Here is a 14674-nt window from a genome sequence, read left to right on the forward strand (position 1 = left end):
CCTGTGTTACCCGAACACAAGGAATGGATAGGCTATGAGAAAATACCTTACGATTGCTAATACTGAGATCGCGCCGGGTACGCGTACCGTGATCAATCTGCCATTGCCTAAACTCAGTAGCCATACCCCTATGAACATGCCGTTACATATTATTCATGGGCGTAAAGAGGGGCCGGTACTTTTCCTGAGTGCCGCGATTCATGGTGATGAGCTGAATGGGATAGAGATTATCCGTCGTGTGCTGGCAACGAAAGCATTATCAAAATTGTCAGGGACGCTGATCGCTATTCCCGTGGTAAATGCCTATGGGTTGATACAGCAGAGCCGTTATCTGCCCGATCGACGAGACTTAAACCGTTCCTTCCCGGGTTCCGAAGGAGGGTCGTTAGCGGCGCGTTTAGCGAATCTTTTTATGGAAGAGATTGTTACTAAATGCACTCATGGTATTGATCTGCATACGGGTGCCGTTAACCGTACAAATTTACCTCAGATTCGTGCCGATCTGGACGACCCTGAAACATGTCTGCTCGCTAGTAGTTTTGGTGTGCCGGTGCTGATTAACTCTTCGGTACGTGATGGATCACTGCGCGCTGAAACCAGTGCGTTAGGTATTCCTGTCTTACTGTACGAGGCCGGAGAAGCGTTGAGATATGATGAGATCTCAATCAGAGCGGGAGTTTCAGGTGTTATTAATGTTATGCGTACGCTGGGTATGTTACCGCCATCGAGAAGTCGGTCTGTGACATCAGAGCCTTTTATTGCACGTAAAAGTTTGTGGGTACGAGCTCATGAAAGTGGTATGTTGCGTACCAAAATTGCGTTAGGTGCGCATGTCAAAAAAGGGGCGTTGCTCGGATATATATATGACCCCTTTAGTGGGTCTCAGCATCCGATCTATTCTACCGTGGAAGGTGTCGTGATAGGACGTCTTGAGTTGCCGCTTGTTTATGAAGGGGATGCAACGTTTCATATCGCCTGCTTTACTGACAATGTAATGGATGTAGCTGAGCAGGTAGAATCATTTAATACTAATCATACCGATGAACCTGTATCTGCTTAAAATCATTCGGTAAGGCTGGGAGGGAAGAATTGAGAATGGCTGGTCCCATCCGTTAGAAATAATTAAGCCAGACCTGTGCGGTGCTGGCTTAATTAATAAGCGTATACTTATTCAGATACGCTATCGGGTGTTATTCAGACACCCTGCTTCGCTTTTATTTCTAAACGACGACGATGCAACACAGGTTCTGTATATCCACTTGGCTGAGTGCAGCCGTCGAATACTAATTCACAGGCAGCGGCAAAGGCGATGTTGTTATCAAAGTCAGTGGCCATAGCGGAATAGGTAGGGTCACTGGCGTTCTGCTGATCGACAATCGCAGCCATACGCTTGAGGGTTTCCATTACCTGCTCTTTTGAACAGATGCCATGGTGTAACCAATTGGCCATATGCTGGCTGGAAATACGCAGTGTTGCGCGATCTTCCATCAGACCGACGTTATTAATGTCAGGCACTTTAGAACACCCAACTCCCTGATCTACCCAGCGAACAACATAACCGAGCAGGCCTTGCGCGTTGTTATCCAGTTCTTGCTGAATCTCTTCAGCTGTCCAGCGTGGATTGGTTTCAACAGGTATCGTCAGGATGTCGTCAAGATTAGCGCGAGGACGGCTTTTCAGCTCTTCCTGTCGGGCAAATACGTCTACTTTATGGTAATGCAGTGCATGCAGTGTTGCCGCCGTAGGAGAAGGAACCCATGCAGTATTGGCACCTGATAAGGGATGCGCAATTTTCACTTCCAGCATATTTGCCATCTGTTCAGGAATGGCCCACATGCCTTTGCCTATCTGGGCACGGCCACTCAGGCCACACAGCAAGCCGTTATCAACGTTCCAGTCTTCATAAGCACCAATCCATTTGGCTGACTTCATGTCACCTTTACGGACCATCGGGCCGGCTTTCATTGAAGTGTGGATCTCATCACCGGTACGGTCGAGGAAACCGGTGTTGATAAACACAACACGCTCTTTGGCGGCGCGGATACATTCTTTCAGGTTGACGGTGGTACGGCGTTCTTCATCCATGATGCCCATTTTCAGGGTATAGCGCGCCAGCCCCAATGCATCTTCAACGCGGCCAAACAACTCATTGGAAAAGGCGACTTCTGCAGGGCCGTGCATTTTCGGTTTTACGATATACATGGAGCCTGTTGTGGTGTTGCGGAATTTTCCGAGTGATTTGACATCATGGACTGAGATCAGCGAGGTGAGCATCGCATCCAGAATGCCTTCAGGGACTTCAAATCCTTCTTTATCGATGATGGCGCTGTTCGTCATCAGATGGCCAACATTACGTACAAACATCAGGCTGCGGCCTTTAAGCGTCAGTGTGCCGCCATTGACAGATGTGTACTCGCGATCAGGATTCATTGAGCGGGTAAAGGTTTTGCCGCTTTTGGTGACTTCTTCGGTCAGGTCGCCTTTCATCAGGCCCAACCAGTTACGATAGATCACGACTTTGTCTTCAGCATCAACGGCTGCCACGGAATCTTCGCAGTCCATGATGGCCGTGAGGGCTGATTCCATGAGGATATCTTTGACGCCTGCCGCGTCACTTTTACCAATCAGACTGTTTCGATCAATCTGAACTTCAAAGTGCAGGCCGTTATTTTTCAGCAGAATACCGTCTGGGTTAGCGGCATCGCCGGTGTAACCCAGCAGTTTTTCGGGTTGCGTTAAGGTCACTTCTGAACCGTCGCGCAAGACAACAACCAGCTGGCCATTGTGGATGCTATAACCGGCAGAATCTTTATGTGATCCATTCGACAGCGGTGCCGCTTCATCAAGAAAGTTACGTGCAAATGCGATGGTCTTAGCGCCACGCGCTGGATTATAACTGCTACCCGCGGCTGCTCCGTCCTCGTCTGAAATAGCATCTGTTCCGTAAAGGCCATCATAGAGGCTACCCCAGCGCGCATTGGCTGCATTCAGTGCAAACCGGGCATTCATGACCGGCACCACTAGCTGAGGCCCTGCCATGGTCGCCATTTCAGGGTCGACATCGGTGGTTTCCGCGCTAAAGTCTGGGCCTTCCGGAATCAGATAGCCGATCTCTTTCAGAAAAGTTTTGTATTCTGCGAAGTTGAATAGCTCGCCTTTATGGCTCAGATGCCACTGATCAATTTGTGTCTGAAAGTCATCACGTATCACCAACAACTCACGGTTACGGGGTGCCAGGTCATGAATAACGGCGTCCATGGCAGACCAGAACTGTTCATTGCTGATGCCAGTGCCAGGAAGAGCTTCATTGTTAATAAAATTATAAAGACCTTGGGCAACCTTTAGGCTCCCAGCCTGTACTCTTTGACTCATAGTAGTAATGCCTCATTGTATATGGTCCGGCTCGATGCGAGGTAACCATGACCGGTCATTATTTTATATATACTTTCATTCAGCTGAATGGTGCGTTGCAAAATACATTAAAAAAGGCCGTCTTGTCGCCCCTCGCACGCCTAAAGTATGAGGGTTATAAACGGAAGCATTAGTTTTCCAACTGAATCCGGATCTCGGCAGGCAGCGCAACTGATTTCCCTGTGTGATGATCCATCCAGACTACTTTTGAATAGCCATTACTGACTGGATTTAACGTATCTGAAGCACTGTAGATTTCATAGCGGGTCATAAAACTGGAACGGCCAGGTTCACTGACAAAGCAGTCAATACGTAATGTGTCGGGATATACTACAGGGCGCATAAACGTACAACCCGTATTAATAATAACGGGATCAATTCCATTACCGTTCATTGTGGCGCCCATTTTAGCCAGTAACTGTACCCTGGCTTCCTCCATGTAGCGCATATACATGGCATTATTGACGTGGCCATAGGCATCCATATCACCCCAGCGGACAGGGATTTCACAGCTAAAAATTAATTTTCCGGTATCGGTACTCATGTTTGTGTCCTGATATTATTCTGATGTTTGCACAAGATAAGGGAGTTTACTTATTTTGTGAAGAGTCTGCACGTGTGTGGGCTCTTCACATGCTGAAGGCTCCGTACTTGTGAATATCATGCCGTATCAGGTTTTTGGGCTTCTGTGTAAGTGTACATCCAACTGTGGGAATGCAATTTCGATGTTATGCGCCTTAAAGGTATCATCAATTAACAGGTTAATATCATGAGCAACCGGTAGACGGTCCGCCATTGTACTGACGAATAAACGTAGTTCAAGATCCAGTGAGCTGGCTCCAAAAGTGGTGAAGTATGCGGAAGGTTCAGGGTCTTTGAGTACGTTGGGATGCTGTTTGGCAGCGTCGAGTAATAGCTTATGAGCGAGACGCGTATCGGAACCATAAGCGACTCCTATTTTTATGACAAGACGGGTAATAGGATCAGTTAAAGACCAGTTAATTAATTGATCGGTGACGAAGCTCTTGTTGGGAATGATGATCTCTTTACGGTCCCAATCAGTAATTGTTGTGGCTCGTATTTGGATACGCGTTACTGTACCGGAAAAGCCACCAATGGTTATAGTATCGCCAATTCTTATCGGTTTTTCGAAAAGAATAATCAGGCCTGATACAAAGTTGGCAACAATTTCCTGCAAACCAAAACCAAGACCCACACCCATGGCCGCAATGAGCCATTGTAGTTTGGACCACTCCAGTCCCAGTTGGGAGGTGCCTGCCAATATACTGATGACAATCAGAATGTATTTGGTAATGGTAGTGACGGCATAGGTCGTACCCGGCGACAGTGTCATATGGCGTAAGACCAGTAACTCTAATAAACCGGGTAAGTTATAGGCCGCTAAGATACACAGAGTAATTAATGCGCTGCTAAACAGAATGTTTTTCAGCGTTATCGACTCGGAAATAATGCCGGCTGATGTTGTGACATCGTGGCTCCATAAAACCACATTATCCAAGATGTCCAGTGTCGGTAGCGCATTTTTTAATAACATCCAGAGTAAAGTAACCAAGAGAATAACAGTGGTTGTTTTAAGTAGAATACGCGCCTGATCCGAGATGGATTGCAGGTTGATGTAGTTTTCTTCTAGTGGCGGTACGTCTTCATTTTTCTCGCGCGCTTCCAAAATTTCATTACGGCGGGCCTTTGCACGCTCAAAGGCTAAATACCTTTCTTCGATTAATAACCAGCGGTTACCGAGTTTGAAGAAGATAAAGGTTGTGTACAAAATGCCTGTAAGAACCAGTAGCAACAGCATAATAATAGAGCCGGTGTAGACGTATCCGAGCAGAGCGGCACCAATAATAACGAGGTGAATACCAACCAATCCAGTCAGCCAGAGTTGAGAACGCTGCCACCAATGTTGGCTGTCGATTATCAGGTCAATGTGCGGTGCGACCTTCCTTAATGCGGCCCAAAAAAGTGTCACAAGAATAGCGAGTGCCAGAAAGATTAAGCGACCAAGGCCTGATCTCAATGCAGTAGAATCGGACTGATCAATGAACAGTAATAATATGATTAACGGGAGACTCAGCCAGAACAATGGGTGCAATAGTTTACGAAGTTTATTGCATAATTTTTCCGGAACAGAAAAATGTCCTTGTAATAACCCGTTTGAACTACGGTTCCAAATGCACAACGTTAAATAGGTCCACGATAGTGATGCTATGGTAAAGGCTATCATCGGTAGAGATTCTGGACTCCATGCCTCAGGATTCATCACGTTTCGCGTGAAAATCATGATGGCTGCAGGAACGGGTACTGTGATGAGCGCTGGCATCACAAATAAGCCAAAGGTGTGACTGAAACGGTCGTGGATAACGTTCCCGACTTGTTGTGTCCAGATTTCTGCATTTTTTGAATAGCGCTTATATGTCACAAACGATAGTACTATCAATAATAATAAGGCAGCGACTTTAGGTACCCAGAGATTAGCAGGTTGCCAGAAAGGAACATTATTATTAGGTTTTAACAGCGCAGCGAGAGGCTTGATTCCTTGAATGATTTCAGTAAACCACTGTCCTGATACGGGTAAAATGCTGGGAATCCAGAGCAGGTGTTGTGATATTAATTCCCGCCCTAAATTTATCTGTTTATTAACCTGTTCCTGAATAGAAAGGAGCTGAGATAGCTCGTTAATACTTTGGTTGCTGGCATCTCTGATACGGGCAGAAAGGTTTTGTTTGTCTTCACGTAACTGTTTTAATTGGGATGCTTCATGTTCGCTAAGAGATGATTCGTTATTTTCGGCATTATTTTCGGCATTAAATAATGAGCGGGTAATTTCCAGATTCAAAAGGCGTAACCGGTTAATGTTTTTGCGGGTTTCACTGGTCGATACTGGTTGGGATAAGCGTTGTGTGAATTTGCGTAATTCAACCCCTAAAGGCTGTGTGCTGAGCTCTAGTTGTTGTTGGACAGCAATATAGCTTTGACTCACAATTGCTAATTGAGCATCTAGCAGGCGACGTTGTTTCAGCGCTTTTTCACTGGTAGCGATGACTGTACGCAAAGTATCACTCAGTCTCTGAGTCTCCACAGCCAGGCTGCTGATAAGCGGATTTTGTGCGGCATCGATATTATCAGAGGTCAGTGTTTGTAAGGTTTGTTCTGTTTCAGCACGGCGCTGCGTTTGTATTGTATCTTGCAGGGTATTGATGTAATCCTGCTTTTGATTCAAATCACGGTTGATTTTTTCCATGCTGAAACGATTCAGATCATTCTGACCAGGGAGGCTGAGTACCTCTAATTCTAACGCCTGGTTTTTTGCAGCGCGCAGTGCAAATTGAGCATCAAGCCACTCGTTATCCGTTTGGTTGTCAGGTGTTGCCGTTGCTTGCTTGAGTGATATCAGCTGCTCACGAAGAGAACTTAACTTCTGATCACTTTGGTTGATCTGCTTTTGCAGTTGTTCTTTAGCTTGCTCAATTTCAAGATACTCAGCTTTGCCGAGTGTTAACATCTGCTCCAATTCTGGAACCGTCTTTTGTTGTAATGCCTCAGAGTCAATAATACTGAGTTCAGTTTGCAGACTGTCCTTTAAGCGCTTCAGCACCTCAGGTTGATTTTTAAGCATTGCCTTGAGTTGTGTGGCCTTCGTTTCTAATTGAACGGCTTCTTTATAGGTGAAAAGAATTTGTTGATAGGTTTCTTTTCGTTGCATTGATGCCGGGTTATTTTCATCGACGGACAGTTGATCCAGCCGTTGTTGATAAAGGCTGACGGATTCTTGGTTTGACGCGAGCGTGAGTGGGCTGATGCAGAGAAAAATTAGAAACACAAAGCGACTAATATGTGCCATACAGATCCAGAGAATTGATAACGTGATGATGATCGATTATAAACAGTAGTTGTTCTGACGTAATAACATTTAAAGCTAATAGCTTTAAATTAACTAATAGCTATTAAATAAACTAGTCCCATTACTTAAGGGTCGCGCTATGCAAGGCTTCAATGCCGCCGCACTTCGTCATTCACTGAAGACGTTTCGACAGGGTGATTTTTTCGAGCCGGATGCTGCCTGGCTGTCATATTTTACACTCTACAATCTTGCGCCGTTAAGGGCTCGATATCAACTGAGTCTTGGCATTGTAACGTGCGGGACATTTGAGTTGGTGGTGCAGCATTATACTCAGAAGGGGAGCAGTCGGGGGCGCAGTAAGGGCAACATAGTATTGGTTCATGGTTATATGGATCATGTCGGCTTGTATAGCAAATTGATAGGTTATTTGCTGGAGCAGGGGTGGGATGTGCTTTGTTATGATTTACCCGGTCATGGTTTGTCTTCAGGTGACAGTTACGCGATTGACCACTTTTCACAGTATGCCGAACAGCTAGAGCATATTTTGCATTATCAGGTATTGGACGGACCCTGTGTGTTGATAGGACAAAGTACGGGAGGGTCGATTGTTATGGCGCATCAGTACTTATTTGGGGATGGCGAAAATAAGGTGAATTATCGTATCTTGCTCGCGCCTTTAATTCGTCCTGCACAATATGAACTGATTCGATTCAAGTATTTTATACTGCGTTTTTTCTTAAAGAGGGTGCGCCGTATTCACTCGACTAATTCACATGATACTGATTTTATCCGCTTTGTCCGTTTTCAGGATCCCCTACAAGATAAATGGGTGGCAGTTAACTGGATTGGCGCCATGCTGGAGTGGGTCGAGTTGATAGAGAGCGGGCCGTGTAAGGATGGACCTATTACAGTCATTCAGGGAACGGATGATAAAACCGTAGATGGGCAGCATAACGTGCAGGTATTACGGCAATTATATTCTGAAATTGATGTGTTATTGGTAGACGGTGGCCGTCATCATTTAGCGAATGAGGGGCTCGTATGGCGTGAGCAGGTTTTTAGTAAAATACAGAATGTGTTAAAGCAGATATCATAAAAAAGGCAGTTTCATCAGAAACTGCCTTTTATGGTCCTTAAGTCTTTTTAGGATCCATTAAAACAAGCGACGGCAACGAATTGTGCCTTCAATATCCGACATTTTATGCAAGGCAACCACGGAGCAGTCAGCATCTACGTCGATAACTACATAACCGACCTTGTCATTGGTTTGCAGGTACTGACCAGAAATGTTGATATTGTTCTCTGAAAGAATACGGTTGATGTTAGACAGTACGCCAGGGATATTATGGTGAACATGTAATATCCGGTGGGTATTTGGGTGTTCTGGTAATGCTACTTCAGGGAAGTTTACAGAGGTGATAGACGAACCATTATCACTGTATTTCACCAGTTTTTCTGCTACTTCATAGCCAATGTTTTTCTGTGCTTCCATCGTGGAACCACCGACATGTGGTGTGAGAATAACATTGTCGAACTCACGTAATGGTGAAATAAACTCATCATTATTAGAGCGCGGTTCAACGGGGAATACGTCGATAGCTGCACCGTTGAGTTTGCCTGCACGTAATGCATCACACAGATCATCGATGACAACAACCGTACCGCGCGCCGCATTGATGAAGATTGAACCATCTTTCATTTGCTCAAACTGTGCAGCACCCATCATATCTTTGGTCGATGCGGTCTCTGGTACGTGCAGAGAGATAATGTCGCAGGTACGCAGCAGCTCGTTGAGGTTTGCTGTTTGTTTCGCATTACCCAGTGTTAATTTATTTACGACGTCATGGAAGTAAACATCCATACCGAGGCCTTCAGCTAATACACTCAGTTGTGAACCGATACTGCCGTAACCGACGATACCCAGTTTTTTACCGCGGATTTCGTAAGAATTGGTGGCCGATTTCTGCCAGATGCCACGGTGTGCTTTAGCACTTTTTTCAGCCACGCCGCGTAGCAGAATAATCGCTTCGGCTAAGACCAGTTCAGCAACAGAACGGGTGTTCGAATAAGGTGCGTTAAATACAGCTACGCCCTGACGGGTAGCTGCTGCCAGATCAACTTGATTGGTGCCGATACAAAAACACCCTACGGCAACCAGTTTTTCTGCCGCTTCAAATACTTTTTCAGTTAGCTGTGTGCGTGAGCGCAGGCCAATAAAGTGAACGTCAGCGACACGCTCCAATAATTCCTCTTCCGGTAAAGAGCCGGTGTGAAATTCAATGTTGGTGTAGCCTTGAGAATTAAGCGTGTCGATAGCGGACTGATGTACGCCTTCCAACAACAGAATTTTGATTTTGCTTTTATCCAGTGACGTAGCTTTGCTCATCTTCTGCAACTCTTTGTAGTGGTCAGAAAAAATGTCGATTATCTCGACTGCGTGAAAGGGCGCTATATTATCACAGAGACAGATGAAAGTGATTGTGCCAAAAGAGTGATTTACAGGAAAAAAATTCAACTTAAGGTGAGTCAGTTTGCTGCACAGTTATGCACCCTGTGCAGCAAGAGGTTGCTAAGTTAGCTATATGAGTAACATATGAGCTAACTATAGATGCAAAGATAAGCTGTGGTCTGTGCAACGTTAAGCTGGAACTTCTGGTTCGCATCGACATTAAATTCAGTGCCTGCAGGAAAGCTGACGTATTCAGCAGCACCTGGCAGTTTAACAATCAATTCACCGCTCACAACTTTCATCAGTTCTTTCTGGCTAGTGCCAAATTCATATTCACCGGGTGCCATTACGCCCGCAGTGACCTGACCTTCACTGTTTTCAAAACCGATCGATTTTACTTTTCCGGAAAAATATTCATTTACGTTCAGCATAAGGCTCTCTCCAATTGTATGAGCGCCGCATCATAATACCTGTTTTGTATTTTGGCTACTTCGATGATCAAGCATAAAGTTAACGAATGCCCGGTTAGCCTGTGACAAGTGGCGGTCTTTATTCCAGGCAATCGATAAATCCAGCCAGACTGGCTGACTGAAGGGCAGTGCTATCAGGTCATCATCTTTTTCGATCACCATACCGAGTAACGTGGAGATGCCGAATCCCTGTTTTACGATCGACTTAATCAGAGGTATCAGGTTGGTTTCAAAGCCAATATGTGGTTTAGCACCGATCTGATTGGCAAGACGATCAACAATTTTACGGTGAAAATATCCATCTTTGAACATCACCAGCTCTTCGGCAAAAAAATCTGTATAGGTTACCGATTGTTGTGTTGCGAAAGCATGATCTTTGCCGACGGTAACGAGCATCTGTTGGCGTAAAAAAATCTCGGTATGGAGTGTATCGGGAACAAATTCTGAAACAATCACCCCCAGGTCCAATTCGCCTTGTTCAACCATCTGCTGCAGTTTCCAGGTGCCTGCTTCGATGACTTCCAGACTGAGTTCGGGATAACGATGTTTAAAAGCCATCAAAATAGGCGGAAAGTAATAAGAGCCGAGCATGCCAGGAATGCCAATGCGCACACAGCCTTGCGTTAATCCTTTAAGCTCACGCATTTCCAGTTCTGCGTCAGCTAAGTTTTGTAGAATTATTTCAGCATGTTTGAATAGACGTTCCCCTTCATCCGTCAGTCTGATCTTACGGTCATTGCGGTGGAAGAGTTTAAGATCCAGTTCACTTTCCAGCTTTTGGATAGACATGCTGATGGCTGGTTGAGCAATATGTAGGATTTCAGCCGCTTTAGAAAAACTCTTCTGACGGGCTACTTCATGAAAATAGCGAAGCTGTTTACTGTTCATATTAATTTAATTATCAATAAAATATATGGAATGGATAATAACTATATATTTTACTGATTATATTCTGCGCAGTATGGTAGTACCAGAAATAATCGATGTCCGAGCTGGTTAGTGGTTTAGATAACAGGCTTAGATCAGTGATGCAGGGGTTCATGATGATTGACGCAGGAACAAGAGCCTTTTGGCGAGCCACATTGGCGCTTTGCCTGGGCTCTTTTATGATTTTTTCCAATGTATATGTGACGCAGCCGTTACTGCCACTGCTAATGGATAACTTTCAGATATCAGAGCTTGAGGCTAGCTGGAGCTTCACAATCACCACGTTGACGCTGGGCCTGTCATTACTGATCTATGGCCCATTATCCGATGCGATCGGGCGCAAAAATATTATGTTGGTCAGTATGGCGGGTGTCGTGCTCACGACGTTCCTTTTATCACAGACACAAAATTATTCTATGTTGTTGATTCTGCGAGGGCTACAAGGGTTATGTTTAGGTGGTTTGCCTGCCATTGCTATTGCGTACATGAGTGATGAATTCAAACATAAAGCGATGATTCTGGCCGTAGGTTTTTACATTAGCGGTAACACTATTGGTGGTATCGGAGGGCGCTTGATTGGTGGTTTTGTAGGTGAGTGGTTAGGCTGGTCTGAAGCATTTTTGGTGATGACTCTGATCAGTTTTATTCTACTGGCACTATTTGCTCTATTGTTACCCGCCTCGAGTCATTTTACTGCTAAAAGTCTGAAGCCAAGCATGATGATGACACAGTTGGCAGGGCACTTGAACAATCCGCTGTTATTGTTGGCTTATCTGATAGGTGGCTTTAATTTCTTTATTTTTATTAATCAGTACAGCTTCGTTACTTTTTTATTAGCTGATGCGCCTTATCATCTGTCGCCTTCGTGGTTAGGTCTGTTGTTCCTTACCTACCTGAGCGGTACGGTAGGGTCTGCTCTTTCAGGACGTATTGCTCAGCGAATTCCGCAACCTATGTGCATGATTATTGGCATTTTGGTGCTGATGACGGGCTCTCTGATTACACTGATACCCAGCATCTGGGCGATTATTGTCGGCTTCTTTATAAACGCTTTCGGGTTTTTCTTTGCGCACTCGACGGCGAGTAGCTGGGTGAGCCATAACGCTTATCAAGCCAAAGCCAGTGCGTCGTCTTTGTATTTAGTGTTTTATTATTTAGGTGCAAGTAGTGGTGGGTTTTATCTGCAACCTTTCTGGCAATGGGCGGGATGGTCGGGCATTGTTGCAGGCTCCATGATCATACTGACACTGACGTTATTGGCTGCCATTTTGTTATACAAAATCAGTTCTCAATGCGTTTCTGATGCGCCATCAGTAAAGGTATAAGTAAGACTGAATTGACGCATTTATTGGAAATTCACGCTTACAGTCCTACAACCCTATAGCGGCTTCTATTGTCAGCAGCTGCTGTTTTAATTCAAGCCCTGCTGCATACCCTGTCAAATTACCATTTTTACCGATCACCCGATGGCAGGGAATGATGATGAGAAGCGGATTTCGGCCAATCGCAGCCGCCACAGATCGGGCTGATTCAGGCTGGTCTATACTATCGGCGAGTTGTTGATAGTAGAGGGTTTCTCCAGCGGGAATCAGTTTTAGTGCCTGCCATACGCTTTGCTGAAAAGGTGTTCCCTTGGGTGCCAAAGGTAGCGTGAATAGATGCTCAGGATGAGACGCAAAAGCTTCCAATTGCTTTTCTAGTTCGATGAAAACCGGATGATCGGGTTCTTCTTGCCATTGTGATGCAATAGCGGGTTGGTGTTTTTGGCCTATCCTATAACACCCTGTTAGTTGTTGATTCTCTTCGGTTGCCAGCATTTCACCAAAAGAGCTGTGCCATGTGCGGTAACTTATCATCAGCTTTGTTCCTTACATTGTGTGCTTATTGATGTGACCGTATTTTCAAGAGGCTGATTAGTTATATTTATCGGTGAGTTATTCCATGGTTCCCTTAATGAATGCCACAGATGCATCACTGCGTAGGCACGCCATGGGCGCCATTTTTCAGCTAATGCCAGTAGTTTTTTTGGTCTTCTTTCCTGTAATGCTTTCATAATCCCTAAGTCCGTATGCGGGAATGCATCTGGCCAGTGTAGTGCGCGCATTGCAATATAGTGTGCTGTCCAGGGGCCGATGCCGGGAATTTGCGTCAAGGTATTAATGGTAATGTCCGGTGATGCGCTGGGTTGCAGTACAATCTCACTTTTGGATATTTTTTCAGCCAGTATTATGATGGTGTGTGCCCGCTTACTGATAATACCGAGAGAGGCTATTTGATCAATACTCAGTGTTGAGGCTACTTCCGCACTGGGGAAGAGTGTTGTGAGTGCACGGTGTGTGGTGTGAATTCGGGTGCCGAATGCTTCGGCAAAGCGGCCTGCTAAGGTGTGGGCCGCTTTGACTGTAATCTGTTGGCCAAGTATGGCTCTGACCGCCATCTCAAACCCATCAAAACTGCCAGGAAGACGGATTCCTTGGTTATTATTGACCAGCTTACCTAGCTGTTTTGCTATTAGCGCGGGTTCTGCATGTAGATCAAACTGATGCTCCAGTTTTCTTAATACAATGGGAATAATATCGGATAATGATTCTGAAAGCTCGATTGCAAGAGTATTGGCTTTAGTGAGATGAAGCTGTACTTGCAGCCATCCCTGATAGTTTTTTTCGTTCACGGTCAGGTTGACGGTACGACTATAAGTTTGCTCTTCTACGTATTCAACTCCACGGACTGTTCTTTGTTCAAGAAACTCAATCAATTGTTGCCAGTTATAAGGTGGTCGGTATTGCAGCATTAGTTTAATAGGTTTTGCTGGGCTGGTTGTTGAGGCGCGGCTCTTTGTGTTAATTCGAGTTGTATCAATTCGAGTTGTATTAGCTTCAGTTATATCTGCTCGTTTTCGCAGCGAAGAGGGGGCGGATTGGTATCTGTTTTTAAAGTGCATGTTAAAAGTACGTAGGCTTGAAAATCCACTGATATAAGCAACATGGATGATAGGCAGATGTGTTTCTGTCAGTAATTGTTTGGCGCGAAGTAGTCTTCTCGTGAGTATTATATTGCTGGGTGTGGTGCCGAACTGAGCAAGCGCCATTCTGCTCAGGTGACGGGTACTGATATGAAGGTGACGTGACAATTCAGCAATACTGAAATCAGTATGTCCCAAATCCTCCAGTTGAGTAATGGCGGATAATATGAGGTTTTGATCATTTACGTGCTGTGCAATTTGCGGTGATAACTCCGGACGGCACTTAAGACAGGGGCGAAAGCCTGCCGCTTCAGCGAGTGCTGCTGAAGTATAAAAGCTGCAATTTTCTATCTTGGGTGTGCGGACGCGACAGACTGGGCGACAGTAAATGCCTGTGCTGCTGACGCCGACAAAAAAATGCCCATCAAAACGGCTATCGTGAGATACCAGCGCTTGGTAATAATATATGTTCTGTATACTCATAACGCTACTATAGGCTTATTTAAATAAGGCTGCTCGCAGCATTCGGACATGATATTTTTTACAGCTTCGTTACACTAATGCTGAAATAGAGTAGTTAAAAGAAAGGATTG

General features: G+C 45.1%; 11 protein-coding genes. 3 read left to right on the plus strand and 8 right to left on the minus strand.

Annotation, left to right across the window (positions count from 1 at the left end; all coding sequences use genetic code 11):
* Positions 1 to 34 precede the first annotated feature (34 nt).
* Positions 35 to 1060, plus strand: a complete 1026-nt coding sequence (locus tag Nant_RS16200) for a succinylglutamate desuccinylase/aspartoacylase family protein (protein WP_054342688.1) — start codon at positions 35 to 37, stop codon at positions 1058 to 1060.
* A 134-nt stretch (positions 1061 to 1194) separates the two neighbouring features.
* Here the strand turns inward: Nant_RS16200 and Nant_RS16205 are convergent, their stop codons facing one another.
* The 3 genes from Nant_RS16205 to Nant_RS16215 form a co-directional block, all read right to left on the minus strand.
* Positions 1195 to 3372 carry a malate synthase G gene (locus tag Nant_RS16205; RefSeq protein WP_054342689.1) on the minus strand — a complete coding sequence of 726 codons (2178 nt, stop codon included), beginning with the start codon at positions 3370 to 3372 and terminating at the stop codon, positions 1195 to 1197.
* Between the two features lie 169 nt (positions 3373 to 3541).
* Complete coding sequence (locus Nant_RS16210) at positions 3542 to 3955, minus strand: acyl-CoA thioesterase (protein ID WP_054342690.1); 414 nt, start codon at positions 3953 to 3955, stop codon at positions 3542 to 3544.
* A gap of 126 nt (positions 3956 to 4081) precedes the next feature.
* Positions 4082 to 7273 carry a mechanosensitive ion channel domain-containing protein gene (locus Nant_RS16215; RefSeq protein WP_054342691.1) on the minus strand — a complete coding sequence of 1064 codons (3192 nt, stop codon included), beginning with the start codon at positions 7271 to 7273 and terminating at the stop codon, positions 4082 to 4084.
* A 139-nt stretch (positions 7274 to 7412) separates the two neighbouring features.
* On the opposite strand from Nant_RS16215, the gene Nant_RS16220 reads away from it, so the two are divergent.
* Positions 7413 to 8369, plus strand: coding sequence for an alpha/beta hydrolase (locus Nant_RS16220; RefSeq protein WP_054342692.1), 957 nt, complete (start codon positions 7413 to 7415; stop codon positions 8367 to 8369).
* Between the two features lie 57 nt (positions 8370 to 8426).
* Here the strand turns inward: Nant_RS16220 and serA are convergent, their stop codons facing one another.
* The 3 genes from serA to Nant_RS16235 all read right to left on the minus strand — a co-directional run bounded on the left by serA (position 8427) and on the right by Nant_RS16235 (position 11080).
* Positions 8427 to 9659, minus strand: coding sequence for a phosphoglycerate dehydrogenase (gene serA, locus Nant_RS16225; RefSeq protein ID WP_054342693.1), 1233 nt, complete (start codon positions 9657 to 9659; stop codon positions 8427 to 8429).
* 212 nt (positions 9660 to 9871) lie between these two features.
* Positions 9872 to 10153, minus strand: coding sequence for a pyrimidine/purine nucleoside phosphorylase (gene ppnP / locus Nant_RS16230; RefSeq protein ID WP_179078895.1), 282 nt, complete (start codon positions 10151 to 10153; stop codon positions 9872 to 9874).
* A gap of 30 nt (positions 10154 to 10183) precedes the next feature.
* Complete coding sequence (locus tag Nant_RS16235) at positions 10184 to 11080, minus strand: LysR family transcriptional regulator (protein ID WP_054342694.1); 897 nt, start codon at positions 11078 to 11080, stop codon at positions 10184 to 10186.
* Positions 11081 to 11235: 155 nt separating this feature from the next.
* Between Nant_RS16235 and Nant_RS16240 the strand changes: the two genes are divergently transcribed.
* Positions 11236 to 12444, plus strand: a complete 1209-nt coding sequence (locus tag Nant_RS16240) for an MFS transporter (RefSeq protein ID WP_054343255.1) — start codon at positions 11236 to 11238, stop codon at positions 12442 to 12444.
* Positions 12445 to 12489: 45 nt separating this feature from the next.
* On the opposite strand, the gene Nant_RS16245 is transcribed toward Nant_RS16240, so the two are convergent.
* Together Nant_RS16245 and Nant_RS16250 are read right to left on the minus strand one after the other, a co-directional pair.
* A complete protein-coding gene (locus tag Nant_RS16245) occupies positions 12490 to 12975 on the minus strand; it encodes a methylated-DNA--[protein]-cysteine S-methyltransferase (protein WP_054342695.1) in 486 nt (161 codons plus the stop codon).
* Positions 12975 to 14564: an Ada metal-binding domain-containing protein gene (locus tag Nant_RS16250; protein ID WP_054342696.1), complete on the minus strand. Its 1590-nt coding sequence runs from the start codon at positions 14562 to 14564 to the stop codon at positions 12975 to 12977. Before Nant_RS16250 ends, Nant_RS16245 begins: the two co-directional genes overlap by 1 nt.
* Positions 14565 to 14674 lie beyond the last annotated feature (110 nt).

This window comes from Neptunomonas antarctica, assembly GCF_001305295.1.
GTDB classification, from domain to species: Bacteria; Pseudomonadota; Gammaproteobacteria; order Pseudomonadales; family Balneatricaceae; genus Neptunomonas; species Neptunomonas antarctica.

Bases quoted from the DNA above. Each gene is read 5' to 3' on its own strand.
- Nant_RS16240 (WP_054343255.1), top strand. From the start codon at position 11,236: ATGATTGACGCAGGAACAAGAGCCTTTTGGCGAGCCACATTGGCGCTT.
- ppnP (WP_179078895.1), bottom strand. From the start codon at position 10,153: ATGCTGAACGTAAATGAATATTTTTCCGGAAAAGTAAAATCGATCGGT.
- Nant_RS16205 (WP_054342689.1), bottom strand. From the start codon at position 3,372: ATGAGTCAAAGAGTACAGGCTGGGAGCCTAAAGGTTGCCCAAGGTCTT.
- Nant_RS16200 (WP_054342688.1), top strand. From the start codon at position 35: ATGAGAAAATACCTTACGATTGCTAATACTGAGATCGCGCCGGGTACG.
- serA (WP_054342693.1), bottom strand. From the start codon at position 9,659: ATGAGCAAAGCTACGTCACTGGATAAAAGCAAAATCAAAATTCTGTTG.
- Nant_RS16215 (WP_054342691.1), bottom strand. From the start codon at position 7,273: ATGGCACATATTAGTCGCTTTGTGTTTCTAATTTTTCTCTGCATCAGC.
- Nant_RS16235 (WP_054342694.1), bottom strand. From the start codon at position 11,080: ATGAACAGTAAACAGCTTCGCTATTTTCATGAAGTAGCCCGTCAGAAG.
- Nant_RS16220 (WP_054342692.1), top strand. From the start codon at position 7,413: ATGCAAGGCTTCAATGCCGCCGCACTTCGTCATTCACTGAAGACGTTT.
- Nant_RS16250 (WP_054342696.1), bottom strand. From the start codon at position 14,564: ATGAGTATACAGAACATATATTATTACCAAGCGCTGGTATCTCACGAT.
- Nant_RS16245 (WP_054342695.1), bottom strand. From the start codon at position 12,975: ATGATAAGTTACCGCACATGGCACAGCTCTTTTGGTGAAATGCTGGCA.
- Nant_RS16210 (WP_054342690.1), bottom strand. From the start codon at position 3,955: ATGAGTACCGATACCGGAAAATTAATTTTTAGCTGTGAAATCCCTGTC.